The sequence below is a fragment of the Gryllotalpicola reticulitermitis genome (assembly GCF_042651345.1).
Taxonomy (GTDB): domain Bacteria; phylum Actinomycetota; class Actinomycetes; order Actinomycetales; family Microbacteriaceae; genus Gryllotalpicola; species Gryllotalpicola reticulitermitis.
This window is the reverse complement of record NZ_JBHSCN010000006.1, coordinates 468927-495555: the sequence shown is the minus strand read 5'-3', so window position 1 is coordinate 495555 and position 26629 is coordinate 468927. Positions and strand designations below refer to the sequence as shown.

Here is a 26629-nt window from a genome sequence, read left to right as displayed (position 1 = left end):
AACCGTTCGCTGAGGCGGCGAACCCCAATGGAGAGGCTCGCATGTTTCGCAAGATTCTTGTCGCCAACCGTGGTGAGATCGCCATCCGGGGTTTTCGCGCCGCCTACGAGCTGGGTGCTCGCACTGTCGCGGTGTTCGCCTATGAAGACCGTAACTCCCTGCACCGCATGAAGGCCGATGAGGCTTATCAGATCGGTGAGGAGGGGCATCCGGTTCGAGCCTATCTCGACGTGGCCGAGATCATCCGTGTCGCGCGGCAATCCGGCGCCGATGCGATCTACCCGGGTTACGGATTCCTCTCGGAGAACCCCGAGCTGGCCGAGGCCGCGCGCGCGGCGGGCATCACGTTCATCGGGCCGCCCAAGGAAGTCCTCGAGATGGCCGGCAACAAGGTGACGGCGAAGGAGCACGCCGTGAGGGCCGGTGTTCCCGTGCTGCGCTCGACGCCGCCCTCGGGGGACATCGACGAGCTGCTCGCTGCCGCCGACGAGGTCGGCTTCCCGATCTTCGCTAAGGCGGTCGCCGGTGGTGGCGGCCGCGGCATGCGCAGAGTGGACACGAAGGACGAACTGCGGGCCGCGCTGGAAGAGGCGATGCGCGAGGCCGACAGCGCGTTCGGCGACCCGACGATGTTTCTCGAGCAGGCCGTGCTGAAGCCGCGGCACATCGAGGTGCAGATCATGGCGGATGCCACAGGGGACACGCTGCACCTCTTCGAGCGCGACTGCTCGGTGCAGCGCCGGCACCAGAAGGTGGTCGAGATCGCGCCGGCGCCGAACCTCGACGAAGACGTGCGGCAGGCCCTGTTCCGCGACGCGGTCGCGTTCGCGAAGTCGATCGGCTACGTCAACGCGGGCACCGTCGAGTTCCTGGTCGAAGCCGACGGCGAGCGCGTGAACGAGCACGTGTTCATCGAGATGAACCCGCGCGTTCAGGTCGAGCACACCGTGACGGAAGAGGTGACGGGCGTCGACATCGTGCAGACCCAGATGCGTGTCGCCGCGGGGGAGACGCTCGCCGAGATCGGCCTCTCGCAGGACGAGCTGCGCGTGAACGGATTCGCGATGCAGACGCGCATCACGACCGAGGACCCGGCGGCCGGGTTCCGACCCGACACGGGCACGATCACGACCTATCGCTCGCCGGGCGGCGGCGGCATCCGCCTCGACGGCGGCTCGGTGGGCACCGGCAGCGAGGTGAGCCCGCACTTCGACTCGATGCTGGTGAAGCTCACCTGCCGGGGCCGCACCTTCCCGATGGCGGTGAACCGTGCCCGCCGTGCTCTCGCGGAGTTCCGCATCCGCGGGGTCGCGACGAACATCCCGTTCCTTCAGGCACTCGTCGACGAGCCCGAGTTCGTCGAGGGTCGAATCGCGACGGATTTCATCGCGAACCGGCCGGAGCTTCTGCGAGCGCGGCCCTCGCAGGACCGGGCGTCGAAGATCCTCGGCTGGCTCGCCGACGTGACGGTGAACAAGCCCAACGGCGAGCGGCCCGTCGGTGTCCTCGAGCCGGCGGCGAAGCTGCCGCTGCTGCCGCAGCTGGGTCTCGACGCGCCTGCGCCGGCCGGCACCCGCCAGCGGCTGCTGGAGCTGGGGCCCGTGGCCTTCGCGCGGGCGCTGCGTGCGCAGACCGCCGTGGCGGTCACTGACACGACGTTCCGCGACGCGCATCAGAGCCTGCTCGCGACTCGCGTGCGCACCAAAGATCTGCTGGCTGTCGCCCCGTATGTGGCGCGACTCACCCCGCAGCTGCTGTCCGTCGAGGCATGGGGCGGCGCGACCTACGACGTCGCACTGCGCTTCCTCGGCGAGGACCCGTGGGAGCGGCTGGCCGCGTTGCGCGAGGCGCTGCCGAACGTCGGCATCCAAATGCTGCTGCGGGGCCGGAACACGGTCGGGTACACCCCCTATCCGACGGAGGTGACCGACGCTTTCGTCGCGGAGGCCGTTCAGACCGGCGTCGATGTGTTCCGCGTCTTCGACGCGCTCAACGACGTCGAGCAGATGCGCCCCGCAATCGAGGCGGTCCTCGCGCAGAACACCGCGATCGCCGAGGGCGCGCTCTGCTACACCGGCGACCTGAACTCGCCGAAGGAGGACTTCTACACCCTCGACTATTACCTGCGGCTGGCTGAGAAGGTCGTCGGCACGGGCGTGCACCTGCTCGCGATCAAGGACATGGCGGGACTCCTGAAGCCCGCCGCGGCGGAGAAGCTCATCGGGGCGCTGCGGGCCGAGTTCGACGTGCCGGTGCACGTGCACACGCACGACACCGCCGGCGGCCAGCTCGCTACCCTGCTCGCGGCGGCCCGGGCCGGCGCCGACGCCGTGGACGTGGCATCCGCCCCCATGTCGGGAACCACCAGCCAGCCGTCGGCGTCGGCGCTCGTCGCCGCGCTCGACAACACGGAGCGCGAGACCGACCTCGACTTCGAGAACGTCGCCGCGCTCGAGCCGTACTGGGCCGCGGTGCGCGGACTGTACGCGCCCTTCGAATCGGGCCTGCCCGCGCCGACGGGGCGGGTCTACCGCCACGAGATCCCGGGCGGTCAGCTCTCCAACCTGCGCCAGCAGGCCATCGCGCTCGGGCTTGCCGACAACTTCGAGCTCATCGAGGACATGTACGCGGCTGCGAACCGGATCCTCGGCCGCATCCCGAAGGTCACGCCGTCGTCGAAGGTCGTCGGCGACCTCGCTCTGCAGCTCGCCGCGCTGCGCGCCGACCCGGCCGACTTCGAGGCCAACCCGCAGAACTACGACATCCCCGACTCGGTGATCTCGTTCATGGCGGGCGAGCTGGGCGACCTGCCGGGCGGCTGGCCGGAGCCGTTCCGTTCGAAGGTGCTCGCCGGCCGTGACGTGCACGTGGGCGTCACGCCGATCTCTGACGGCGACGAGGCGCAGCTCGCGGACTCAGGGCGGGAACGGCAGCAGACCCTGAACCGGCTGTTGTTCCCCGGCCCGACGCGCAACTTCGAGGAGATCCGCGAACTGTACGGCGACCTGTCGGTCATCGACACGAGCGACTATCTCTACGGTCTCGGCGTGAACACCGAGCACCGAGTCGACGTGGCTCCCGGCGTGATCCTCTATGTCGGGCTCGAAGCCATCGGAGAGGCGGATGCCCGCGGCATCCGCACCGTGATGGCACGCCTCAACGGCTCGTTGCGTCCCGTGTTCGTCCGCGATCGTCACGTCGAGATCGCAACCGCTCAGCTCGAGAAGGCCGACCCCGGCAAGCCGGGCCACGTCGCCGCGCCGTTCTCCGGTGTCGTCACCCTGCGCGTCGCCCACGGCGAGGCCGTCACCGCGGGGCAGGCCGTGGCCTCGATCGAAGCGATGAAGATGGAGGCCGCGATCACGGCGCCTGTCAGCGGGGTCGTCGAGCGTCTCGCCGTCGCAGCGACGCAGCAGGTCGACGCCGGCGACCTGCTCGTCGTGGTGAATCCGCTGCTGCCGGAACGGCCGCTCTGAGGGCACCCGCGCAGTCCGCCACCCGCCGCGATGCCGGTAATGTGGGGCGGTGACCGCGCGCCCCATCCGCCTTTTCGGCGACCCCGTGCTCAAGACCGTGTGCGACCCCGCCGTCCAGGTGGGAACAGGGTTCGACGACGGCGTGAGGGCACTCGTCGCCGACCTCGTGGACTCGGTGCAGCTGCCGGGTCGCGCGGGTGTCGCGGCGAATCAGATCGGCGTGACCGCGCGCGTCTTCAGCTACAACGTCGACGGAAAGGTCGGCTACCTCATCAACCCTGTGGTCGTCGAGGTGCGTGGCGAGAAGGAGCTCATCGGCGAGGGCTGCCTCAGCGTTCCCGGCCTCTGGTTCGAGACGGCTCGCTACCCCTGGGCGCGCGCCCGTGGTCTCGATCTCGACGGCAACGTGGTCGAGGTGCAGGGCGAAGGCGTGCTCGCCCAGGCCCTGCAGCACGAGACCGACCACCTCGATGGGCTGCTCTATCTCGACCGGCTCGAGAAAGACGTGCGTCGTCAGGCGATGAAGCAGATCCGCGAGAGCGACTGGTTCTGAGGCCGCGACTCGCGCCGGGCGAGGACCGGCGCGACTAACCCTGAAGCGACATCGCCTGGGTCGGCACCCCCGCGTAGAGGGCGTCGACATCGGCGGCGAAGTCCTTGACGATCACGTTGCGCTTGATCGACAGCTTCGGCGTCAGGTGCCCCGAGTCCTCGGTCCAGTTCGTGGTCAGGATCGCGAACTTCCTGATCGACTCGGCCCGTGAGACGCTCTGGTTGGCGTGGTCGATCGCCTTCTGCACCTCTGCGCGAACCGCCTCGTTCTGTGCGGCCTCGTCGATCGTCATGTTCTGGTCCTGGCCGTTGTTCTTGAGCCACACCGGAAGCATCTCGCGGTCGAGCGTGACAAGGGCGGCGATGAACGGGCGCTGCTCGCCGACGACCACGATCTGGTCGATGAGCGGGTTCGACCGTGCGCCGTCCTCGAGGACTGCCGGGGCGACGTTCTTGCCGCCCGCGGTGACGATGATCTCCTTCTTGCGGCCCGTGATGCTGAGGAATCCGTCCGCATCGAGCGCGCCGAGATCGCCGGTCTTGAACCACTCACCGTTGAACGAGGCGGCGGTCAACGACGGGTTCTGCCAGTACTCCTTGAAGACGCAGACCCCCTTCACCTCGATCTCGCCGTCGTCGGCGATACGGATCGCGTTGCCCGGGAGCGCGGGGCCGACGGTGCCGATCTTCGAGTGGCCGGGCAGGTTGACCGACACGGGCGCGGTCGTCTCGGTGAGACCATATCCTTCGAGGATCTCGACGCCGAGCGCCGAGAAGAAGTGACCGAGGCGCGTCGACAGCGGGGCGGAGCCCGAGACGGCGTACTCGACGTTGCCGCCCATCTTGGCCCGCAGCGTCGAGAACACGAGACGGTCGAAGAGCTTGAATCTGAGATTGAGGCCGAACGGCACCTTGCCCGCGGCCCGCGCCTCGGAGTACTTGACGGCCGTGTCGGCCGCGGCGCGGAAGATCTTGCCTTTGCCGCCCGACTCGGCGATCTGCTCGGCGGTGTTGTAGACCTTCTCGAACACGCGCGGAACCATCAGCAGGAACGTCGGCTGGAACGACTGCAGCGAGTCCATCAGCTTCGTCGTGTCGGCTTGGTGGCCGACGCGGACGCCCGCGTGCACCGAGACGACCGAGATGAAGCGCGCGAACACGTGGGCGATGGTGATGAAAAGCACGGTCGAGGCGCGGTCCTGCAGCACCGAGCCGAGGATCTCGCCCGCGTTGCGGGAGAGTTCGACGAAGTTGGCGTGCGTCAGCACGACGCCCTTCGGCTTGCCCATGGTGCCCGAGGAGTAGATCAGCGTCGCGATGTCGTCGCCGTTCGCGAGCTTCCGGCGGCGTTCGATCTCGTCGTCCGGCACGTCGGCGCCACGCGCGACGAGCGTCGCGAGGTCGTCCGAGTCGAGGTGCCAGACCGTGGTGACGGCCGGCAGCTCCGCCTTCACTTCGTCGAATGCTGCGCGGTGCTTGGCGTCCTCGAGGATCACACCGACGGCGCCCGAGTCCTGCAGGTTCCAGAGCAGCTGCGACGCCGAGCTCGTCTCGTAGACCGGCACGAGCACACCACCGGCGAACCACATGGCGAAGTCGATGAGAACCCACTCGTAGCGGGTGCGGCTCATGATGCCGATCTTGTCGCCGGGTTGCACGCCGGCTGCGACGAAACCCTTCGCGAGGGCGCGCACCTGCGCGAGGAATTCGGCGGCCGTCACGTCTCGCCACTGGTCGCCCTCGGGAATTCCGAACAGCACCTTGTCGGGCGTGAGCGCTGCGCGCTCGACAAGCAGATCGGTGGTGTTCCCCGTCGGGTCGGCGGGGACGAGAGCAGGAATCACGGATTCTCGCACGGTAGCTCCTTCGGTACCGGTCGACGCCAATAGCAAGGCGCCGGGCTGACCCATACACTCTAAGACAGCGCCGTCCCGGGCCTGAGACCTCTGTGCGGACGGCACAAGTCACCCCCAGATGGGGGGCATCAATTTCCACGAAAGGCACCAGCTCGTGCATGCGATCGGGATTGACATCGGCGGCACCAAGATCGCCGGGGCGCTCGTCGACGAAGACGGCAACATCGTCAAGCACCTGCGCGAACCCACTCCCGCGGGCGATTCCGCGGCGCTCGAGAACATCGTCGTCGACATGATCAACGCGCTGTCAGACGGCACGGATGCTGTTGCGGCCGGCGTCGCGGCCGCGGGCTTCATCGATGCCACGCAGTCGATCGTCTACTACGCCCCGAACATCCAGTGGCGCCACGAGCCGTTCCGCGAGAAGCTCGAGGCCCGGGTCGAGGTTCCGGTGATCATTGAGAACGACGCCAACGCGGCCGGGTGGGCCGAGTACCGGTTCGGAGCGGGCAAGCTCACGACCGACATGGTGATGCTCACGATCGGCACGGGTGTCGGCGGCGCGGTCGTCGCCAACGGGCGCCTGTTCCGGGGCGGCTTCGGGGCGGGCGCCGAGCTCGGGCACATGCGCGTCGTGCCGAACGGTCTGCCATGCGGGTGCGGCGCGAACGGATGCATCGAGCAGTACGGCTCGGGTCGGGCGCTTCAGCGCTACGCCAACACGCTGGCCGACGCCGGCGGCATCGGCCAGGCGCTTGCCGACGTGCGGTCGAAGAACGGTGGATACCTGCACGGGGCCGACATCGGCGACCTCATCGACAAGGACGACCCCGGCGCGCTGCAGGCGCTGCGGCAGCTCGGCGACTGGCTCGGCCAGGCCGCGGCGAGCTTCGCGGCCGTGCTCGACCCGCAGCTGTTCGTCTTCGGCGGCGGCGTCGCGGCCGCCGGCGAGAAGCTGCTCGCGCCGATCCGCCAGGCGTTCCTGCAGACGCTGCCCGCCCGCGGCTACCACCCCGAGCCGGAGTTCAGGATCGCGGAGCTGGTGAACGACGCCGGAGTTGTCGGCGCGGCAGACGTGGCGCGGACCAAAGCGTCCGAGCAGCGGCCGTAGGCGGAAGGCATCCGATGAACGGCTTCTTCTGGTTCCTCAAGTACATCGCTCTCGGCCCGGTGCTGCGTGCGATCTACCGTCCGTGGATCACCGGCATCGAGAACGTGCCGGCCGAGGGGGCCGCGATCCTCGCGAGCAATCATGTGTCGTTCTTCGATTCGATCTTCCTGCCGCTGATGCTTGATCGGCATGTCACCTTCCTGGCGAAGAGCGAGTACTTCACCGCGAAGGGCCTCAAGGGCTGGCTGATGAAGATGTTCTTCCTCGGCACGGGGCAGCTGCCGATCGACCGGTCGGGCGGCAAGGCGTCGGAGGACTCGCTCAACACCGGGCTGCGTGTGCTCGCCTCGGGGGAGTTGCTCGGCATCTACCCGGAGGGGACGCGCAGCCCCGACCACAAGATGTACCGCGGCCGCACGGGGATCGCACGCATGCTGCTCGAGGCGAAGGTTCCCGTCATCCCGGTCGCGATGGTCGGCACGCAGGAACTGATGCCGGTCGGCGTCTCGGTTCCTCGCGTGCGCCGCATCGGCGTGGTGATCGGCGAGCCGCTCGACTTCTCGCGCTATGCGGGGCTCGAGGGCGACCGATACATCCTCCGTGCCGTCACCGACGAGATCCAGTACGCGTTGTGGGAACTGTCCGGCCAGGAGTACGCGGATGTGTACGCGAGCTCCATCAAGGCGACCACGCCGAGTCTCAACCGGTGACGCGCCGGATAGACTGACGGGTCTATGACCGACGTAGTCGAGACTCTTTCCGCCGCGCCCGATCCTGCCGTGCTCGCGGGTCTCGACCACTGGCGCTCCTTGCCGATCAAGCAGCAGCCGCAGTGGCCTGACGCCGACGCGGTCGCCGCAGCGAGTGCGGAGCTCTCGACACTCCCGCCGCTGGTCTTCGCGGGCGAGGTCGACCAGTTGCGCGAGCGGCTCGCGACTGCGGCGCGCGGCGAGGCGTTCCTGCTGCAGGGCGGTGACTGCGCCGAGACCTTCGCTGACGCGACGGCGGATCGCATCCGCAATCGGGTGAAGACGATTCTGCAGATGGCCGTCGTTCTCACGTACGGCGCGTCGCTGCCGGTGATCAAGGTCGGCCGCATGGCGGGTCAGTTCGCGAAGCCGCGCTCGAGCGACACCGAGACCCGCGGAGGGGTGACGTTGCCCGCGTACCGCGGCGACATCGTCAACGGCTACGACTTCACCCCCGAGTCGCGTCGCGCTGACCCTGCGCGGCTGGTTCGCGGGTACCACACGGCGGCGTCGACGTTGAATCTGATCCGGGCGTTCACGCAGGGCGGCTTCGCCGATCTGCGTCAGGTGCACAGCTGGAACAAGGGCTTCGCCTCGAACCCGGCGAACGCGCGCTACGACGGCATGGCGCGCCAGATCGACCGTGCGGTGCGCTTCATGGAGGCGTGCGGCGCGAACTTCGACGAGATCAAAGCCGTCGAGTTCTACGCGAGCCACGAGGCGCTGCTGATGGATTACGAGCGCCCGCTGACCCGGATCGACTCGCGCACGGGAACGCCGTACGACGTGTCGGCGCATCTCGTGTGGATCGGTGAACGCACCCGAGACATCGACGGTGCACACGTCGACTTCCTGGCGCGCGTGCGCAACCCGATCGGTGTGAAGCTCGGCCCGACGACCACAGCGGACGACGTGTTCCGCCTGATCGACAAGCTCGACCCCGAGCGCGAGCCGGGGCGCCTCACCTTCATCACGCGCATGGGCGCGGGCCGCATCAGGGAAGTCCTTCCGCCGCTCCTCGAGGCGGTCACCGCCGAGGGCGCGACGCCGCTGTGGGTCAGCGATCCGATGCACGGCAACGGCATCACGACGCCGACGGGCTACAAGACGCGGCGCTTCGATGACGTCGTGGACGAGGTGAAGGGCTTCTTCGAGGCGCACCGTGCCGTCGGCACACACCCCGGCGGCATCCACGTCGAACTCACCGGCGATGACGTCACCGAGTGCCTCGGCGGCAGCGAGATGATCGATGAAGCGACGCTCGCGACGCGCTACGAGTCGCTCTGCGACCCGCGCCTGAACCACATGCAGTCGCTCGAGCTGGCGTTCCTCGTCGCGGAGGAGCTCAGCAGGAACTGACGCTGATCAGCCCAGGGGGAAGTCGAAGCTCACTGTCAGTGTGATCTTCGTGCCCTTCTGCTCCTGAGCCGGGGTGCCGTCGGACGCCTTGTCGGGCGTCTGCGACACGACCTTGAAGTACTGCGGGTAGTCGGTGGGCTTGAGGCCGAACGGGTTGGCGCCCTTCACCTTAGGGGTGTCGAGCACGAACTGGGCGTTCGGGTTGGCGTCGTTGTAGGTCTTGAGGGACGCGATCGCGTCCTGGAGCGACGGGTTGCCCCCGGCGAGGTCCGGCACCGGGTAGAGCACGGGCCCCTGCGAGACGTCGAGCAGGATCGTGTCGTTGGGGCGCACGGGGCCGCCCTGGTTGGCGGGGGTCGCTGCGATCACCCAGCCCTTCGGCACGGTCGCGGAGTGCTCCGCCTGGCCCTGACCCCACTTGAGGTTGGCTTTCCGCAGCGCGGCCTGCGCGTCGCCAAGCGGTTTGTTGACGACGCTCGGCACCGCGCCGACCGACACGGCGAGGTTGATCGTGTCGCACTGCGTGTATGCGCCGCCGGCGGTGATGTCCTTGCCGTCGGAGGCGCGTGTGGCGGCGATGACGTCGCCCGAGCCCACCGTCGAGCTGAATTGCTCATCGATCGACGTGCCCACGAGCGAGCGGGCATCCGTGATCGCGGATTTGGCCGCGTCAAGCGTGAGGCCGCCGAGCTTGGGGATCTGGTTCGGCTGATGGCCGCGCGAGACGTCGACGGTCACCTTGGTGCCCTTGTGCAGCAGCCGGCCGGCCGCGGGGGTGGTCGCGGCGACCTGACCCTGCGGCACAGCGCAGCTGTAGACCGGTCGCTGCGATGCAGTGAGGCTCGAGCTCTTCAGCTGGGCCATCGCCACGTCGACGGGGCTCTGGATCACCTTCGGCACCGCGACCAGGGCGCCGGGGCCGGCCCCGAAATACCACCCGGTGGCGGCTGCGAGGGCCGCGATGAGCAGCAGCACGCCGAAGAGCCACCAGCCGCGGCCCCGCCGGTGGCGGCTGACGGCGGCGAGCTTGCTCACGGCATCCGTCGCGGTCGCCTCGCTCCGCACCTGCGTTGCCGGACCCGCGAGCGGGGCCGACGCTGCGGTGAGCGGCGCGGGCGACGGCAGTACGGTGGTCGCCAGAGTGTCGTTCGGCGTGGGCGTGATCACGCGTGTCACGTCCAGGCCGGCGTCCGGCACCCCGCCGTGAACGGAGCGGGCCACCTCATAGAGCTTGTCGAGCAGCGTGCGCGCGTCGCTCGGGCGCTGCTCCGGGTCGCGGTTCGTCGCCCACAGCACGAGATCGTCGAGCGGCGGCGGCACGAGCGGATTCTTGAGGCTCGGCCGCGGCACCGTGTCGTTCGCGTGCTGGTAGGCGATCTGCATCGGCTGCTCGCCCTGGAACGGCTGCTCGCCGGTGAGCATCTCGTAGATCATGATGCCGATCGCGTAGATGTCGCTGCGCGTGTCGGCGACCCCGCGGGTCACGAGCTCGGGGGAGAGGTAGGCGATCGTGCCGAGCAGCGCCTGGCCGGTGCCGGTGGCGTTCGCGGCGGCCCGGGCGAGGCCGAAATCGCCGAGCTTGATGCGGCCGTCGTCGGCGAGCAGCACGTTCTCCGGCTTGAGGTCGCGGTGCACGATCCCGGCTCGGTGGGCGGCCGCGAGCCCGGCGAGCACGGCCTCCATGATGTCGATGGTCTGCTCGGGGGTGAGCTTGCCGTAGTCGCGCAGAAGGTCGCGCAGGGTGATGCCGGGAAGGTATTCCATGACGAGGTACGCCATGTCCTCGTCCTGGCCCTGGTCGAAGACGTTCACGACGTTCGGGTGGGCGAGGCGCGCCGTCGACCGCGCCTCCTGCACGAAGCGGTTCTTGAAGTTCGTGTCGTCGGCGAGGTGGCTGTGCATCACCTTGAGCGCCACGCGTCGCTCGAGCCGCAGGTCGGTGGCCAGATACACGGTCGCCATACCGCCGCGCGCAATGCGCGACCGCACCTGGTATCGGCCGTCGATGAGACGGCCGAGCAGGGGGTCGGTCTGGCTCGTGTTGGTCACGGGATGAGTCTAGGTAGCGTCATATTCCACAGGGGAGCAGACACGTCAGATTCAGCCGAACGGCGAGGGGCGCGACGGATGCCCGACTCGTGGCACGATTTTCCTCATGGCTGATCCGACGCCCGAACGCACCTGGCTGACCATGCCCGAACTGGTCGAGATCCTGGGGCTCACCCCCTCTCGCATCCGTCGTCTCATCGAGGACAAGCATCTGCACGGGGTGCGCCGCGAGGGTGTGCTCTCGGTGCCCGCGGACTTCCTCGTGGGCGGCGAGCCCCTGCCGGAGCTGCGCGGCACCCTGATGGTCCTCGCCGACGCGGGCTTCAGCGACGATGAGGCGATGGGCTGGCTGCTCACGGTCGACGACTCGCTCGGCGCGGCACCGATCGACGCTCTGCGCAGTGGTCGCAAGAGCGAGGTGCGCAGGATCGCGCAGGCGCTCGCATAGAGCGTCGTCTACGCGCTTCGCTCCGTGACGCGGTGCGTCAGCTGACGTAGCGCGGCGATCGCCTCGGGGGCGAGGGATGCTTCGTCGAGCGCCGCATTCGCGCGGTGCACCTCGTGCTCGATCATCTGCTCGATCTCGTCGAGGGCGCCGGAGTCGCGCATGGCGCCCTGCAGCATGAGCACCTGCTCCGTCGTGAGCTGGGGGTCACCGAGCAGCTCGTCGAAGGCGCGCCGCACTGAGGGGGCGACTTTCGAGCGGGTCAGGGCGACGAGCACGGTGCGCTTGCCCTCTCGCAGGTCGTCGCCGCTCGGCTTTCCGGTGACAGCGGCGTCCCCGAATACCCCGAGCACGTCGTCGCGCAGCTGAAAGGCGATGCCGAGCGGCAGGCCGAACGAACTCAGCGTCTCGAGCTGCGCCTCGCTCGCGCCGCCGAGCGCCGCGCCGATCTGCAGTGGCGCTTCGACGCTGTACTTGGCGGACTTGAACACGATCACCCGCCTGGCGGCTTCGAGCAGCTCCCGTTCATCGCGTTCCACCCACGCGTTCTCCTCGAGGACGTCGAGGTACTGGCCCGCCGTGACGTCGGTGCGCATGCCGTTGAACAGCCGTCGCGCAGCGCGGCCGGCACCGGGATTGCCGAGCCGGGCGAGCGCGTCGTCGAGCAGCTCGTCGCTCCACCCGAGCAGCAGGTCGCCGAGCAGGATCGCAGCAGAGGTGCCGAAGGCCGTCGCATCACCGGCCCAGCGGCGCTCGAGGTGGCGGTCCGCGAAGCGGCGATGCGCGCTCGGCTCAGCGCGTCGCGTGTCGGACCGGTCGATCACGTCGTCGTGCACAAGTGCGGCCGCGTGGAAGAGTTCGAGCGAGCTCGCGACGCCCACGACCGCGTCGAGCTCCCGCTGCGTCACGGGCGCCTCGCGCACGCCGGCGACGGAACGCCACCCCCAATGGCAGAACTGTGCGCGGAATCGTTTGCCACCGCTGAGAAATCTCCGCGAATCATCGAGAAGAGCCGTTACATCGGAACCGACGCTGGAGACAATTGAGGTGCGGTCATCGAGGAACTCGTCGAGACGATGCTGAATCAAGTCGACGAGTCTCACGCTTTCCGCCACGACGCCAGACTAACGGGCCTAGCAGACCCGTTCCGCCGTGATTACACTGAGGCGTCACCGCACGCATCGAAGCAGAAGAGGGGATCGGGATGCCGCTTTCGGAGCACGAGCAGCGCCTTCTCGACGAGATGGAGCGCAACCTCTACCAGAACGATGCTGACTTCGTGGCGAATATCAGCCAGACGCCGCGTCGCAAGCCCGCTTACCGGGCCATCGTCCTTGGTGTGCTGGTCGCCGTCATCGGGGTCGGCGCGCTCATCACCGGCGTCACTGTGCGCCAGCCGCTCGTCGGCATCCTCGGCTTCGTGCTGATGTTCGCGGGTGTGCTGTTCGCCATCACCCCAGGGCGCCGCCGGAAGGACGAGGCGGTGTTCGAAGAGCCCGCAGCCGGCTCTTCGTCGCCGAACGGCCAGCGCGGCCGCCAGAAGAACTCGTCCGACTTCATGGACCGCCTCGGCGAGCGGTGGGACAAGCGCCAGGACGGCGATCGCTAGCCCCGCCCCACTTTCCACCACTCAGGGTCGACCCGCTTCGGGTCGGCCCTTTTTTTGTGCCCGAATCGGCCAGCTCTGCGGGGCGGCCCTCCACCGCGCTCCACCGACCGCTTGCCGCGGATTTCCGGGGGCGTCGGGCTGAAAACGACCCCCAAAACGGGCCCGATATCCTTGCGGGTGGATGGATGTGGAGTAACGTGGGGGCAGTTGGATCCGCGGTAGTCGTTCGGGGAAGGGAGGCGCCGCGCATGTTCCTCGGCACCTACGCCCCGAAGCTCGACGACAAAGGCCGCGTCATCCTGCCTGCCAAGTTCCGAGGCGAGCTCGCCGGGGGCGTCGTCCTCACCCGCGGCCAGGAGCGGTGCATCTATGTCTTCTCCCGCGAAGAGTTCGGCGAGATGCACGAGAAGATCCGGCAGGCGCCCGTGACGAGCAAGCAGGCGCGCGACTACCTGCGCGTCTTCCTGTCCGGCGCGAGCGACGAAGAGCCCGATGCGCAGAACCGCATCTCGATCCCGCCGGCGCTTCGCGCCTACGCCGGGCTCACGAAGGAACTGGCCGTCATCGGTGCGGGGAGCCGTGCCGAGATCTGGGACGCGCAGGCCTGGGAGGCGTACCTCGCCGAGCAGGAGAGCGCGTTCGCCGACACCGCGGAGGAGGTGATCCCCGGGCTCTTCTGATCCGCATGCTGCGACTCCCAGCCATCCGCTGCCGTGACCGACTTCCCCGCGGGCACGTCAGGATGGGTGGGGATCACGGCAGGCGGGTCGCCCGGAAAGTCATGGACGCCGCCGAACTGCACATTCCCGTCATGCTCGAGCGCTGCCTCGAACTCCTCGCCCCGGCGATCGGCCGGCCCGGCGCCGTCGTCGTCGACGGGACGCTCGGGCTCGGCGGCCACGCCGAGGCGATGCTCGAGCGCTTCCCGGGGCTGACGCTCGTGGGACTCGACCGAGACCCGGAGGCGCTGCGGCTCGCCGGCGAGCGCCTGGGGCGATTCGGCGATCGCTTTCGTCCCGTGCACACCACCTACGACGGCGTCGACCGGGCGATCGCCGAGCTCGGCTTCGATCACGTCGACGGCGCCCTCTACGACCTCGGCGTCAGCTCGATGCAACTCGACCTGCCCGAGCGGGGGTTCTCGTACTCGAAGAACGCGCCGCTCGACATGCGCATGGACACGACCGCCGACTTCACCGCCGAGCGCATCATCGCCGAGTACCCGGAGGCGGAGCTGCGCCGCATCTTCCGCGAGTACGGCGAGGAGCGGCTGGCCCAGCGGTACGCGTCTCGCATCGTCGCCGAGCGGGCGAAGCATCCGATCACGACGACCGCCGAGCTGGTCGACATCCTGCAGGCGGCGACGCCGGCGGCGCTCAGCAATCAGGGTCACCCGGCCAAGCGCGTGTTCCAGGCGCTGCGCATCGAGGTGAACCAGGAGCTCGCCGTTCTCGAACGAGCGATTCCGCGTGCGATCGACGCGCTCGGCATCGGCGGCCGGCTTGTCGTGATGTCGTACCAGTCCCTCGAGGACCGGATCGTCAAGAAGATCTTCCAGGCGAGGTCGCGATCGACCGCGCCTGCCGGGCTGCCGGTCGAGCTGCCCGAGCACCGTCCGGAGCTCGCGCTGCTCACCCGCGGCGCCGAGCTGGCGAGCGACGACGAGAAAGCACGGAACCCCCGCAGCGCACCTGTACGGCTGCGCGCGGTCGAACGAGTGAGGCGGGCAGCGTGAGCATGAACGGAAACACCGCGGTCATCGGCAACGCGGCCCTCGATGAGACATCCGCCTACGAGAACCCGTGGGTGTCCGCGCTGCCGCTGCCGAGCCGGGAGGAGCGACGTCGCGGGCTGCTCGCACCCGTCGAGACACCGGTCGGCCGCAAGCACCGGCCGAAGCTCGTCTACGCGGGCATCGCGGTCGGGGCGCTGGTGATGATCGTCGTCGCCCAGCTCGGGCTGAGCATCGGCGTCTCGAACGGCGCGTACCGGCTGAGCGCGTTGCAGCAGCAGCAGAAGCAGATCGCCCGCAACTACCAGGCGTCATCCGAAGCGGTCGACAAGCTTTCGAGTCCGCAGAATCTCGCGGCCAACGCGACGGCGCTCGGCATGGTGGCGAACGGCTCGCCCGTCTACCTGCGGCTCTCGAACGGCAAGGTGATCGGCTCGCCTGCGGCCGCGACAGGCAGCGCCGCCAAGACGAGCGGCACGACCGTGCAGCCTCTCGTGCCGAACGCCCTGCTCACCGACCTTCCGCTCGTCACGAGCAAGGGCGCGACCCCCTCGCAGGTCGCCACCGACGCCGTGACGCCCAAGCCCGCTTCTCAGCAGACTGGCAGCAAGCCGGTTACGGGCACACCGGCGGCGAATGTCGATCCCGAACAGCACGGGCCCGTAGCGTGGACCGGGCCGCTTCCGGCGCCGGCGACGCACTGAGTCCCGCGTGCGGTGGGGGCAGATAAGGGGAGGCAAGTGAAGGCGAAGAGGTCGACCCGGCGCCGTACGACGTTCGTCCTCGTCCTTGTGCTCGCGCTTGTCACGAGCCTCGTCTACAAGCTCTTCGACATTCAGGTCGTGCAGGCGCAGGCGCTGTCAGCGCAGGCGGCCGAGCGCCGTGGCACGGCGGTGACGACGTACGGTGCGCGCGGCGACATCGTGTCCGACGACGGCACGTTGCTCGCGGGCAGCGTGCTGCGGTACGACTTCATCGCCTCGCCGATCAACGCGCTGAGCGAGTACACGGATGCGCAGGGCAAGGCACTCCCGCAAGCGCAGGCGCTCACGAAGCTCGCCGCCGACCCCGTCATGGCGAAGCTCTCGACGATCACGGGCACTCCCGTGAAGACCTTCATCGCCGACTTCCAGGGAGCACTGCGCGCGAACTCCCAGTCGCAGTACGCGCCGCTCGTGACGAACGTCGACGTGCCGACGTTCGACAAGATCCAGGCGCTCAACATTCCGTGGCTCACCCCGGTCAGCCACCCGTCTCGTACCTACCCCGATGGCGCGGTGGGCGGGAACATCGTCGGTTACGTCAACTCCGCCGGCGATGGCGCCGAAGGGCTCGAGCAGCAATACCAGCAGTGCCTGCAGGGCGACAACGGTGAAGAGACCTATCAGCGCAGCCAGGACGGAGTCGCGATCCCGGGCAGCACCAAGGTCACCAAGGCCGCGAAGCAGGGCGGCACGCTCGAGACGACGCTGAACTCCGATCTCACCTGGTTCCTCGACCAGAACGTCGCGACGGCCGTGAAGCAGCTCGGCGCGCAGTTCGGGCAGGCGTCCGTCATCGACATCAAATCGGGTGAGATCAAAGCCGCGGCCCAATACCCCTCGGTCGACCCGAACAACATCGACGGGGTGCCGGCTGCGTATCGCAGCAAGTCGATGATGTTCTCGAACCAGTACGAGCCCGGCTCGACGTTCAAGGCGCTGACCGCCGCCGCGATGGTCGACACGGGCTACGCCACGCCGGCCTCGCACGTGATGACGCCGGACACCCTGCAGGGCGTCAACGGCGTCGATATCTCCGACGCCGAGTACCACCCGACCGAGGACATGACGCTGACCGGCATCCTGATGAACTCCTCGAACGTCGGCATCTCGGAACTCGGCGCCAACATGTCGGACCAGACCCGCTACGACTATTACAAGAAGTTCGGCATCGGCAGTCCGACTTCGGTTCCGTTCCCCGCTCAGGCGAGCGGTCAGCTCACGTCGCCCAGTACCTGGGACGCGCAGACCAAGTACGCCACCATGTTCGGTCAGGGCGTGTCCGCGACGATGGCGCAGATGGTTCAGGCGTATCAGGCCATGGCGAACGGCGGCGTGATGGTTCCGCTGTCGCTCGTGAAGGGGTGCAAGCAGTCCGACGGCACGGTGACCGACGCGCCGAAGAAGACCTCGACGCGCGTGATCAAGGCCTCGACATCGAAGACCATGCTCGACATGCTCGAGTCGGTCGTGCAGCAGGGCACGAACGCACCCGTGCTCAAGACTCCCGGCTATCGCATCGCAGCGAAGACGGGAACTGCGCAGGAGCCGAACGAGCAGGGTACCGGGTACGTGCAGGGGGAGTATTACGTGTCGGTAATGGGTGTGGCGCCGGTCGACAACCCCCAGTACCTCGTCGATGTCAACATCGGCTTCCCGACTAAGATCAAGATGTCGAACGGAGTTGCTCCGCTGTTTCACACCGTGATGAGCCAGGTTCTGAAGACCTTCCGCGTGAGCCCGTCCAACAGTGCGCCGAGCATGTTGCCGCCGTACCACCAGTGACCCGAGAAGTTATGGCCGAATGATCGAATTGACCTTGGCCGAGATCGCCCATGCGGTCTCGGGAACGCTTCATCTGGGATCGAGCGGGGCGGATTCCTCGTCTTCCGTTTCCGGTCTGTCGTACACCGATTCGCGTGAAGTGGCCCCGGGCGGCATCTTCTTCGCCAAGCCCGGTGAGACGACCGACGGGCACCTGTTCGCGCCGCAGGCGGCCGAGGCCGGCGCTGCGCTGCTCGTCGTGGAGCGGGAACTGCCCGACCTCGCGGCAACCCCGCAGCTCGTCGTCGCCGATGTCGTCGTGGCACTCGGCGCCCTCGCCACCGAGGTCATCGCGCGGGCGCACGCGGCAGGCGCTCTCCAGGTCGTCGGGATCACCGGCTCGAACGGCAAGACCACGACGAAGAACCTGCTCGCGAGCATCCTCAGCCGGGTCGCGGAGACCGTGGCGCCCAAGGAGTCGTTCAACAACGAGGTCGGCGCGCCCGTCACCATGCTCCAGGTGACGCGCTCGACCCGCTTCCTCGTCTCCGAGATGGGCGCGTCCCACATCGGCGACATCACCCGTCTCGTGAAGATGGCGCGCCCCGACATCGGTGTGGTGCTGAAGGTCGGCCTCGCACACGCCGGCGAGTACGGCGGAATCGAGCAGACCGCCATCGCGAAGTCCGAGATGGTGACCGACCTGCCCGCCGACGGCGTCGCGGTTCTCAACATCGACGACCACCGTGTGGCCGCAATGGCCGAGAAGTCGAGCGCGACGAACGTGCTGTGGTTCGGACTCGGGCAGGGCGCCCAGGTCACGGCGCGAGACATCGCCCTGAGCGCTGACGGCACGGCGTTCACGCTGGTGCTCCCCGGCGGCGCCGACGGCGCGGGCACTGCCGCCCATGTCGGCTTCAAGGTCATCGGCGAGCACCACGTCATGAACGCGCTCGCGGCCGCCGCGGCCGCCTATGCGCTGGGTGTCGGGATCGACGACATCGTCGCCGGGCTCGAGGCCGTGACGCGTGCCGAGCGCTGGCGCATGGAGGTCCTCGGCGGCCGCAACGACATCACCGTCATCAACGACGCCTACAACGCGAGCCCCGATTCGACGGCGGCCGCGCTGCGCACGCTCGCCAAGCTCAAGCGGCCGGGTGGCCGCACCATCGCCGTGCTCGGTGAGATGGCCGAGCTCGGCGAATTCGCCGGCGACGAGCACGACAAGGTGGGTCTCGACGTCGTCGTGCTCGGCATCGACCGCCTCATCGCCGTCGGGCCCGGCGCGCGGCGCATGCACGTCTCCGCGATGCGCGAGGGCACCTTCTTCTCCGACGAGTCCCAGTACGTCGAGACGGTCGACGAGGCCTATGAGCTCGTCATGCGGCTCGTGCAGCCGGGCGACACGATCCTGGTCAAGAGCTCCAAGGTGGCGGGCTTGCGGTTCCTCGGCGATCGCCTGGGAGAATCGCTGTCGTGAGGGCAACTTCTGTCAAAAGGGCGCGACTGTCGTGAGGACACTTCTTGCCGCCGGCGGTCTGTCGCTCGCGTTCTCGCTGTTCCTCACCCCGCTGTTCGTCCGGTTGTTCCACCGGCTTCAACTCGGCCAGTTCATCCGTGACGACGGCCCGCAGTCGCACCACGCGAAGCGTGGCACCGCGACGATGGGCGGCATCGTCATCATTCTGGCGACCCTGTTCGGATTCTTCGTCGCCGCACTCTTCGCCGGTGGTGACGGAATCAGCCCGTCGTCCCTGCTCGTGCTGCTGATGCTCGTCGGCATGGGCGGCGTCGGCTTCGTCGATGACTTCCTGAAGGTGCGCAATCAGCGCAGCCTCGGGCTCGGCGGCTGGGCGAAGATCGCCGGCCAGGTGATCGTCGCGACCGTGTTCGCCGTCCTCGCGATCCAGGCCCCGAATCGCGAGGGCTACACGCCGGCCTCCCTCGGCATCTCGATCGTGCGCGACGTGCCGGCGCTCGATATCGGCCGCATCGCGACCGCGCTGCCCGTCGTCGCGATCATCCTCTATCTGATCTGGATCAACCTCCTTGCGAGCGCGACGACCAATGGCGTGAACGTCACCGACGGCCTCGACGGTCTCGCGCCTGGGGCGTCGATCTTCGCGATCGGCTCGTACATCCTGATCGGCTTCTGGCAGTTCAACCAGTCGTGCTTCAGCACGTCCATCGTCCAGGCGAACCTCAGCAAGTGCTACACGACCAACGATCCGCTCTCTCTCGCGGTCGTGGCTGCAGCGCTGACGGGGTCGCTCGTGGGGTTCCTCTGGTGGAACACGAACCCCGCGCAGATCTTCCTCGGCGACACCGGCTCGCTCGCCCTCGGCGGCGCGCTGACGGCACTCGCGGTGCTGACCCACACCGAGCTGCTTCTGCTGCTCATCGGCGGTCTGTTCGTGATCGAGGCCGGCTCCGTGATCGTGCAGCGCGCGTACTTCAAGGTGACGCACGGCAAGCGCATCTTCCGCATGAGTCCGATCCATCACCACTTCGAGCTCAAGGGCTGGGCCGAGGTCACCGTCGTGGTGCGCTTCTGGATCATCGCGGGTCTGCTCGTCGCGGCCGGCGTCGGCACCTTCTATCTCGAGTGGCTGAGCCAGCCCTCATGACCGGTCGCCACAGTCTTCCCGGGGCAGCGAGGCGTGAGCTCGACTTCGAGGCGCTGAATTCCTGGCATACGGATGCCTGGAAGGGGCTCCGCGTCGCGGTCTTCGGTCTCGGCAAGACGGGCTTCTCCGTCGCCGACACGCTGGTCGAGCTCGGCGCGGAGGTGCTGGTCGTCACCCAGCAGGCCGATGACGAGCGGGCGCATCTGCTCGAGGTGATCGGGGCGCGGCTCGTCGTCGACGAACAGCTCGTCGCGCCGCCCGCCGAGCTTCTTGACTTCGAGCCCGACCTCGTCGTCGCGAACCCCGGCTTCGCGCCGTCGCATCCGCTGCTGCGCTGGGCCGAAGGCGAGGCACGGTTGCCCGTCTGGGGCGACATCGAGCTCGCGTGGCGCCTGCGCGACAAGGTCGTACGGCCCGGCGGTACGCCGGCCGACTGGATCACCATCACGGGAACCAACGGCAAGACCACGACCACGCAGCTCACGGCGACGATGCTCAAGGCATCCGGTCTGCGCGCCGCGCCCGCGGGCAACATCGGCATCCCGGTGCTGGACGCGATCCGAGACCCGCAGGGCTTCGACGTGCTCGTGATCGAGCTGTCGAGCCACCAGCTGCACCGCATCAACCTGCATGGGCCGGCCGGCGAGCTGCACCCCTTCGCCAGTGTGTGCCTCAATATCGCGGAGGACCACCTCGAGTGGCACGGCTCCTTCGAGGCGTACCGCGCGGCGAAGGCCAAGGTGTACGAGAACACCAAGGTCGCGTGCGTCTACAACAAGGGCGACGAGGCCACCATGCACATGGTCGAGGAAGCCGAGGTCGAGGAGGGCGCACGTGCCATCGGCTTCGGCCTCGGTGTGCCGGGCCCGAGCGACTTCGGTGTGATCGAGGGCATCCTCGTCGACCGCGCATTCCTCGACGAGCGTCGTGACACGGCGCTCGAGCTGACGACTGTCGACGAGCTCGCGGCAGCCGGACTGGCGGCACCGCACGTGGTCGCGAACATCCTGGCCGCCGCCGCGCTCGCGCGCTCGTACGGCGTCGAGACGGGCGTGATCCACGAGGTGCTGAAGGACTTCCGCCTCGACCCGCACCGCATCGAGCTGGTCGCGCGCTCCGGCGACATCGTCTGGGTCGACGATTCGAAGGCGACGAACCCGCACGCGGCGGATGCGTCGCTGCGCGCGTTCGACTCTGTGGTCTGGATCGCCGGCGGCCTGCTCAAGGGTGTCGAGGTCGACGACCTCGTCGCGCAGCACGCGGCGCGGCTGCGCGGCGCCGTGCTCATCGGTGCCGACCGCGACGCGTTGCGCGCCGCGTTTCAGGCGCATGCGCCCGAGGTGCCGCTCTTCGAGGTCTCCTCCGACGAGGACGACGTGATGGCGGCCGCGGTACGGTTCGCGGCGTCCGTCGCGGAGGCCGGTGACACCGTGCTGCTGGCACCCTCCGCGGCGTCGTTCGACCAGTTCGCCGACTACGGCGAGCGCGGCCGCCGCTTCGCCGAGGCCGTCACGACGCACCTTTCAGGAGATGCCAAGTAGGTCGCTCGGCGCGGCGGAGCGGGTGGTGAGGCATCCGTTTGTGAGGATTGCCACGTGACTTCGCAGGTCGATCAGGGGACAGCGCGCGGCTCCGTCGCGGACGGCGCCCAGCGCGCGCGCGACGCGATGCATTCCGCGCGGATCTCGCTCGGCCGCGCCTTCGAGGCCGAGTCGGCTAACTACTTCATGCTGCTCGGACTGACGCTGTTCATGGTCGTCTTCGGCCTGCTGATGGTGCTCTCGTCGTCCTACGTCGCCTCGCACGCCGACGGTTCGAGCTTCTTCGCGAAGTTCTTCTCACAGGGCTCCTATGCGCTCATCGGTGTGCCGATGATGCTGTTCATCTCGCGCATCCCGAGCTCCTTCTGGCAGCGCTGGGCGTGGGCCGGGCTCTTCGGGGCCTGCGCGTTGCAGATGCTCGTCGTGTTCACGCCGCTCGGCTACGGCATCAACAACAACACCAACTGGCTCAAGGTCGGGCCGATCATGTTCCAGCCCTCTGAGCTGATCAAGATCTCGCTCGTGCTGTGGCTCGGCATGTTCCTGACGCGCAAGGAGGCGCGCCTCCGGCAGTTCGGTCAGGTGATGGTGCCGGCGCTCATCATCGCGTTCGTCCCCCTGTTCCTCATCATGAAGGGCGACGACCTCGGCACGACCATGATTCTCGGCCTCATGCTGCTCGGCGCCCTGTTCTTCGCGGGCATCCCGCTGTGGCAGATGCTGGTGCTGGCCGTCGGCGCGGGCGCGGCGGCGTTCGTTCTCGCGTTCGCGTCGAGCAACCGCACCGCGCGCATCATGGCGTTCCTGCACCCGAGCGCCGCCGATCCGAACGGCACCGGCTATCAGGTGCTGCAGAGCAAGTGGGGCATGGCCGACGGCGGCATCTTCGGCGTCGGACTCGGCAACTCCGAGTCGAAGTGGAGCTGGCTGCCGGCGTCGTCGACCGACTTCATCTTCTCGGTCACCGCCGAGGAGCTCGGGCTGATCGGCGCCGTGCTCGTGCTGCTGCTCTTCGTCGCCCTCACGTTCGTGCTGCTGCGCATCATCCGGGCGGCGCCGACGATGTTCGCGCGCGTCGTGACAGGTGGCGTCCTCATCTGGATCATCGGTCAGGCGATCATCAACGTCGCGGTCGTGCTGGGGCTCTTCCCGGTGCTGGGCGTACCGCTGCCGTTGATATCCTCGGGCGGCACAGCCCTGATCTCGACCCTCGCCGCGCTCGGCATCGTGCTGTCGTTCGCGCGCGATGAGCGGCGTGCGCGCCGAGGGCTCGGTCAGCGATCCACGGCTAGCATCGACCGGTGACCGACCCCACGCCCACCGGCAGCGCCCGCGCCGCCGCGGAGATGACACCATGACCGCCTACCTGCTCGCCGGCGGCGGCACCGCGGGCCACGTGAACCCCTTGCTCGCGACGGCGGACAAGCTGCGGTCTGTGCACGAGAGCGCGGGCCTGACGGATGCCCGCATCATCGTGCTCGGCACGGCCGAGGGGCTCGAGTCCCGGCTCGTTCCCCAGCGCGGCTACGAGCTCGTGACGATTCCGAAGCTGCCGTTCCCGCGCCGCGTGAGCGGCGCTGCCCTCGCCTTTCCCGGGCGCTGGTGGGCGACGGTGGGTCGTGTGGCGAAGCTCATCGGCGAGCGCGAGATCGACGTCGTCGTCGGCTTCGGCGGCTACGCCGCCGCTCCGGCATATCTGGCGGCGCGGCGTACCAGGACTCCGCTGGTGCTGCACGAGGCGAATGCGAAACCGGGGCTCGCCAGCCGGCTCGGCTCGCGCATCACCTCGCATGTCGGCGTGGCCTTCCGGGGCACGCCGCTGCCGCACGCGAAGTTCGTCGGCATGCCGTTGCGCCCCGAGATCGAGACGCTCGATCGCGAGGCCGCGCGAGGCGCTGCGCGTGCCCGCTTCGGCCTCGATGCCCGGCCGACCCTGCTCGTGACCGGCGGATCGCTCGGCGCCCGCCGCATCAACGGGACGATGCTCGAGTCGGCCGAGCAGATCCTGAACGCCGGCTACCAGGTCGTCCATATCCAGGGCGGCGCGCGCGAATTCACCGACCCGGGACTGCCCGGGTACCACCTGCTCGACTACGTCGACGACATGGAACAGGCGCTCGCGGCCTGCGACATGGTCGTGAGCCGCGCGGGCGCGGCGACCGTCAGCGAGCTCACGGCGCTCGGCCTGCCCGCGGTGTACGTGCCGTACCCGGTCGGCAATGGGGAGCAGCGCTTCAACGTGGCGGATGTCGTGAGCTCCGGCGGCGGCGTGATGGTCGATGACCGGGAGTTCACGCCGCAGTGGGTGAACCGCAACCTGCTGCCGCTGCTGCACAACGAGTCACGGCTCGCGGCGATGGCCGAGGCGTCCGCGTCGGTCGGCGTCGCGGACGGCTCCGAGCGCCTGGTGGCGATGATCGACCAGGCGGCACGCGCACCGCGCGCGTGACCGCGACGTTCAGCACAGCAAGGAGATACTGGAACCCGTGATCAAGCCCGACCTGACGATGCCGCTGCCCGACACGATCGGCAGCGCGCACTTCGTGGGCATCGGCGGCTCCGGCATGAACGGCATCGCGCGTCTGTTCCTGGCTGCGGGCATCCGTGTCACGGGCTCTGACCGCGCTGACAGCGAGTACACGCGCGCCCTCGCGGCCCTGGGCGCGACCGTCCACGTCGGGCACGACGCGGCGAACGTCGGCGACGCCGATGTGCTCGTGGTCACAGGTGCCCTCTGGCAGGACAACCCGGAGTATCAGTACGCTCTCGCGCACGGCATCCCGGTTCTGCATCGTTCGCAGGCGCTCGCGTGGCTGACGCGGGGCAGCAGGCTCGTCGCGGTCGCCGGCGCGCACGGCAAGTCGACCACCACGGGCATGATCGCGACCGCACTTCTCGCGGCGGGCGAGCGACCGAGCTTCGTCAACGGCGCGGTGATCGAAGGGCTCGAGACGAGCGCCGGTCACGGCGACTCCGATCTGTTCGTGATCGAGGCGGACGAATCCGATGGCTCATTCCTGCTCTACGACACGGCGATCGCGCTCATCCTCAACATCGACGACGACCACCTCGATCACTACGGTTCGTACCCCGCGGTCGAGGAGGCGTTCGTGACCTTCGCCGACCGAGCGCGCGACCTCGTCGTGATCTCCGCCGACGATCCGGGCGCGCAGGCGGTGCGCCCGCGCATCAGCAACACGAGCGTCGTGACCTTCGGCGAGAACGAGAGCGCCGACGTGCGCGTCGTGTCGATCACCGCCGAGGGTCCTGTCTCGTTCACGGTGCGCTGGCAGGGGGCCGAGTACTCGGCGCAGTTGCGCGTGCCAGGCCGGCACAACGCCCTCGACGCGGCGGGCGCCTTCGCGGTGCTGACCGCGCTCGGAGTTGCACCTGAGACCGCGATCTCCTCCCTCGAGTCGTTCGGCGGAACGCATCGGCGGTTCGAACTGCACGGCATCGTCGGCGGCGTGAGCGTCTACGACGACTACGCGCATCACCCGGCCGAGGTGCGCGCGGTTCTGGAAGCGGCGCGCTCGGTCGTGGGCGACGGCCGGATCATCGCCGTGCACCAGCCGCACACCTACAGCCGCACGCAGCGACTCGCAGGCGAGTTCGCCGATGTGCTCGAGACCTACGCCGATGAGACCGTGGTGCTCGACGTGTTCGGGGCGCGCGAGGACCCGGTGCCCGGCGTGACGGGAGAGCTCGTCTCGGCGCGCTTTCGCGACCGGGCGAAGGTCGAGTACCTGCCCGATTGGCAGCAGGCCGCCGACTTCACGGCGGCCGTGGCGCGCCCGGGCGACTTCGTCATCACCCTCGGCTGCGGGAACGTCAACCTGATCGTCCCCCAGCTGATCGACGCGCTGCAGTCCGCCGAGCGGCAGCTGCCGGCGAAGGGCTGAGCGGATGCGGCGACCCACCGGTCCGGCGCAGCGGCCGTCGCCGCAGGCCTCCGTCACCGAGAGCGAGCACGAGACCGAGCGTGTCCGCGAGCGCCGTGTCCGCCCGCGCGATCGCGACGAGCCTTTCGCGTGGCCGCCGGCCGAGCGCGCCGAGCCGGATCCGAGCCCGGCGTCTGCATCGCAGGCGCCGGAGAGCGAGCGGGAGCCTGCGGCGCAGGCGGATGCCCCGGCCGATGCCCCGGGCTCACGCCTCGACACGTGGCGCTCAGTGCGCCGCGCCGCGGGGGAGCGCCGCCGCGTCGAACGCAACGAGGCCCGTCGCTTCACGGCGCGCACGCGCCGACGCCGGCAGATCCAGCTCGCATGCGCAGCTTTCGTCGTTCTCGTCATCGGCGGCGCCGTCGGTGCCGCGTATTCGCCGCTCATGGCACTGCGCCACATCGATGTCGTGGGCGCGCACGGGGTGAAGGCGGCGCAGGTGCAGCAGGCCCTGCGCGCCGAGCTCGGCAAGCCGCTGCCGCTCGTGCGCAATTCGGACGTTCGGCACGCACTCGACGACTTCCGGCTGATCGAGTCGTACAGCACCGAGCTCGAGCCGCCGTCGACCCTCGTGGTGCGGATCACGGAGCGGACGCCACTGGCCGTCGTCAAGTCCGGCTCGAGCTACGAGCTCGTCGACCAGGCCGGGGTCGTGCTCGCGGCGGCCGCGAAGCCGCAGGCGGGCTACCCCATGGTCACGCTCACGGCCGGGCAGCAGCCGGAGTCGTCGCCGGGCTATGCGGCCGCAGCATCCGTCATCGCGGCACTTCCGGCCGCCGTTCGATCGCAGGTGACGGCCGCGAGTGCGACGAGCCCGAACGACGTGACGCTGTCGCTCGCGGGCGGCAAGACGGTCGTGTGGGGGAGTGCCGATCAGCTCCAGCTCAAGACCGAGGACCTTCAGGCTCTGCTGAAAGGTGCGGGCGCGGCGCACACCTACGACGTCTCGAGCCCAGAGGCTCCGATCACCCGCTGAATCCGCGCGACACGCGCCCGAACTTGGGGTCCGTGCCGAGCAAGGGGCCGTACTCTCGGGTCTGAAGGAAATGCATACCGA

At 68.7% G+C, this 26629-nt stretch carries 20 protein-coding genes and 1 pseudogene; 18 read left to right on the top strand and 3 right to left on the bottom strand.

The genetic code is table 11. The features are described from left to right. Positions 1 to 41: 41 nt before the first annotated feature. Together ACFOYW_RS15735 and ACFOYW_RS15730 are read left to right on the top strand one after the other, a co-directional pair. Entirely contained in the window at positions 42 to 3476 is a 3435-nt protein-coding gene (locus tag ACFOYW_RS15735) for a pyruvate carboxylase (RefSeq protein ID WP_390230983.1), read from the top strand. A 49-nt stretch (positions 3477 to 3525) separates the two neighbouring features. Then, a complete protein-coding gene (locus tag ACFOYW_RS15730; RefSeq protein ID WP_390230980.1) occupies positions 3526 to 4029 on the top strand; it encodes a peptide deformylase in 504 nt (167 codons plus the stop codon). 34 nt (positions 4030 to 4063) lie between these two features. Here ACFOYW_RS15730 and ACFOYW_RS15725 read toward each other — a convergent pair whose 3' ends face one another. Next, positions 4064 to 5884, bottom strand: coding sequence for an AMP-dependent synthetase/ligase (locus ACFOYW_RS15725; protein WP_390230977.1), 1821 nt, complete (start codon positions 5882 to 5884; stop codon positions 4064 to 4066). 154 nt (positions 5885 to 6038) lie between these two features. Between ACFOYW_RS15725 and ACFOYW_RS15720 the strand changes: the two genes are divergently transcribed. Genes ACFOYW_RS15720 through ACFOYW_RS15710 form a run of 3 tightly spaced genes read left to right on the top strand, consistent with a single transcriptional unit; the run spans position 6039 to position 9103 of the window. Then, positions 6039 to 6995 carry an ROK family glucokinase gene (locus tag ACFOYW_RS15720; RefSeq protein WP_390230974.1) on the top strand — a complete coding sequence of 319 codons (957 nt, stop codon included), beginning with the start codon at positions 6039 to 6041 and terminating at the stop codon, positions 6993 to 6995. Positions 6996 to 7009: 14 nt separating this feature from the next. Then, positions 7010 to 7705 carry a lysophospholipid acyltransferase family protein gene (locus ACFOYW_RS15715; RefSeq protein ID WP_390230971.1) on the top strand — a complete coding sequence of 232 codons (696 nt, stop codon included), beginning with the start codon at positions 7010 to 7012 and terminating at the stop codon, positions 7703 to 7705. Between the two features lie 24 nt (positions 7706 to 7729). Beyond that, complete coding sequence (locus tag ACFOYW_RS15710; protein WP_390230969.1) at positions 7730 to 9103, top strand: class II 3-deoxy-7-phosphoheptulonate synthase; 1374 nt, start codon at positions 7730 to 7732, stop codon at positions 9101 to 9103. A gap of 6 nt (positions 9104 to 9109) precedes the next feature. On the opposite strand, the gene pknB is transcribed toward ACFOYW_RS15710, so the two are convergent. Next, the gene (pknB, locus tag ACFOYW_RS15705) at positions 9110 to 11152 is read right to left on the bottom strand and encodes a Stk1 family PASTA domain-containing Ser/Thr kinase (RefSeq protein ID WP_390230966.1); all 2043 of its coding nucleotides are present in this window, start codon (positions 11150 to 11152) and stop codon (positions 9110 to 9112) included. A gap of 106 nt (positions 11153 to 11258) precedes the next feature. Here pknB and ACFOYW_RS15700 point away from each other — a divergent pair, with 106 nt between their 5' ends. Next, a complete protein-coding gene (locus ACFOYW_RS15700; protein WP_390230963.1) occupies positions 11259 to 11600 on the top strand; it encodes an Rv2175c family DNA-binding protein in 342 nt (113 codons plus the stop codon). Positions 11601 to 11608: 8 nt separating this feature from the next. On the opposite strand, the gene ACFOYW_RS15695 is transcribed toward ACFOYW_RS15700, so the two are convergent. Then, a complete protein-coding gene (locus tag ACFOYW_RS15695) occupies positions 11609 to 12712 on the bottom strand; it encodes a polyprenyl synthetase family protein (protein ID WP_390230960.1) in 1104 nt (367 codons plus the stop codon). An 89-nt stretch (positions 12713 to 12801) separates the two neighbouring features. Here ACFOYW_RS15695 and ACFOYW_RS15690 point away from each other — a divergent pair, with 89 nt between their 5' ends. The 12 genes and pseudogenes from ACFOYW_RS15690 to ACFOYW_RS15635 all read left to right on the top strand — a co-directional run bounded on the left by ACFOYW_RS15690 (position 12802) and on the right by ACFOYW_RS15635 (position 26548). Continuing rightward, positions 12802 to 13206 carry a DUF3040 domain-containing protein gene (locus ACFOYW_RS15690; protein WP_390230957.1) on the top strand — a complete coding sequence of 135 codons (405 nt, stop codon included), beginning with the start codon at positions 12802 to 12804 and terminating at the stop codon, positions 13204 to 13206. A gap of 248 nt (positions 13207 to 13454) precedes the next feature. Further along, positions 13455 to 13886: a division/cell wall cluster transcriptional repressor MraZ gene (gene mraZ, locus ACFOYW_RS15685; protein ID WP_390230954.1), complete on the top strand. Its 432-nt coding sequence runs from the start codon at positions 13455 to 13457 to the stop codon at positions 13884 to 13886. 101 nt (positions 13887 to 13987) lie between these two features. Beyond that, a complete protein-coding gene (gene rsmH / locus ACFOYW_RS15680) occupies positions 13988 to 14941 on the top strand; it encodes a 16S rRNA (cytosine(1402)-N(4))-methyltransferase RsmH (RefSeq protein WP_390230951.1) in 954 nt (317 codons plus the stop codon). Further along, positions 14938 to 15642: a hypothetical protein gene (locus ACFOYW_RS15675; protein WP_390230948.1), complete on the top strand. Its 705-nt coding sequence runs from the start codon at positions 14938 to 14940 to the stop codon at positions 15640 to 15642. Before rsmH ends, ACFOYW_RS15675 begins: the two co-directional genes overlap by 4 nt. Positions 15643 to 15678: 36 nt before the next feature. Continuing rightward, positions 15679 to 17484: a peptidoglycan D,D-transpeptidase FtsI family protein gene (locus tag ACFOYW_RS15670; protein WP_390230945.1), complete on the top strand. Its 1806-nt coding sequence runs from the start codon at positions 15679 to 15681 to the stop codon at positions 17482 to 17484. Positions 17485 to 17503: 19 nt separating this feature from the next. Further along, on the top strand, positions 17504 to 18943 hold the full coding sequence (locus ACFOYW_RS15665) for a UDP-N-acetylmuramoyl-tripeptide--D-alanyl-D-alanine ligase (protein WP_390230943.1): 1440 nt from the start codon (positions 17504 to 17506) through the stop codon (positions 18941 to 18943). A 31-nt stretch (positions 18944 to 18974) separates the two neighbouring features. Then, positions 18975 to 20090, top strand: a complete 1116-nt coding sequence (gene mraY, locus ACFOYW_RS15660; protein WP_390230940.1) for a phospho-N-acetylmuramoyl-pentapeptide-transferase — start codon at positions 18975 to 18977, stop codon at positions 20088 to 20090. Further along, entirely contained in the window at positions 20087 to 21631 is a 1545-nt protein-coding gene (murD, locus tag ACFOYW_RS15655; RefSeq protein ID WP_390230937.1) for a UDP-N-acetylmuramoyl-L-alanine--D-glutamate ligase, read from the top strand. The genes mraY and murD overlap by 4 nt, the downstream gene beginning before the upstream one ends. Positions 21632 to 21685: 54 nt before the next feature. Next, positions 21686 to 22936, top strand: a complete 1251-nt coding sequence (gene ftsW / locus ACFOYW_RS15650; protein WP_390230935.1) for a putative lipid II flippase FtsW — start codon at positions 21686 to 21688, stop codon at positions 22934 to 22936. A gap of 49 nt (positions 22937 to 22985) precedes the next feature. Then, entirely contained in the window at positions 22986 to 24080 is a 1095-nt protein-coding gene (locus ACFOYW_RS15645) for a UDP-N-acetylglucosamine--N-acetylmuramyl-(pentapeptide) pyrophosphoryl-undecaprenol N-acetylglucosamine transferase (protein WP_390230932.1), read from the top strand. Positions 24081 to 24117: 37 nt separating this feature from the next. After that, positions 24118 to 25549 (top strand): annotated as a pseudogene (gene murC / locus ACFOYW_RS15640) (UDP-N-acetylmuramate--L-alanine ligase); the annotation flags it as partial. Then, the gene (locus ACFOYW_RS15635; protein WP_390231421.1) at positions 25538 to 26548 is read left to right on the top strand and encodes a cell division protein FtsQ/DivIB; all 1011 of its coding nucleotides are present in this window, start codon (positions 25538 to 25540) and stop codon (positions 26546 to 26548) included. The pseudogene murC and the gene ACFOYW_RS15635, both read left to right, overlap by 12 nt. Positions 26549 to 26629 lie beyond the last annotated feature (81 nt).

Bases quoted from the DNA above. Each gene is read 5' to 3' on its own strand.
- ACFOYW_RS15635 (WP_390231421.1), top strand. From the start codon at position 25,538: ATGCGGCGACCCACCGGTCCGGCGCAGCGGCCGTCGCCGCAGGCCTCC.
- ACFOYW_RS15700 (WP_390230963.1), top strand. From the start codon at position 11,259: ATGGCTGATCCGACGCCCGAACGCACCTGGCTGACCATGCCCGAACTG.
- mraZ (WP_390230954.1), top strand. From the start codon at position 13,455: ATGTTCCTCGGCACCTACGCCCCGAAGCTCGACGACAAAGGCCGCGTC.
- rsmH (WP_390230951.1), top strand. From the start codon at position 13,988: ATGGACGCCGCCGAACTGCACATTCCCGTCATGCTCGAGCGCTGCCTC.
- ACFOYW_RS15665 (WP_390230943.1), top strand. From the start codon at position 17,504: ATGATCGAATTGACCTTGGCCGAGATCGCCCATGCGGTCTCGGGAACG.
- ACFOYW_RS15690 (WP_390230957.1), top strand. From the start codon at position 12,802: ATGCCGCTTTCGGAGCACGAGCAGCGCCTTCTCGACGAGATGGAGCGC.
- ACFOYW_RS15710 (WP_390230969.1), top strand. From the start codon at position 7,730: ATGACCGACGTAGTCGAGACTCTTTCCGCCGCGCCCGATCCTGCCGTG.
- ACFOYW_RS15645 (WP_390230932.1), top strand. From the start codon at position 22,986: ATGACCGCCTACCTGCTCGCCGGCGGCGGCACCGCGGGCCACGTGAAC.
- murD (WP_390230937.1), top strand. From the start codon at position 20,087: ATGACCGGTCGCCACAGTCTTCCCGGGGCAGCGAGGCGTGAGCTCGAC.
- ACFOYW_RS15715 (WP_390230971.1), top strand. From the start codon at position 7,010: ATGAACGGCTTCTTCTGGTTCCTCAAGTACATCGCTCTCGGCCCGGTG.
- ACFOYW_RS15735 (WP_390230983.1), top strand. From the start codon at position 42: ATGTTTCGCAAGATTCTTGTCGCCAACCGTGGTGAGATCGCCATCCGG.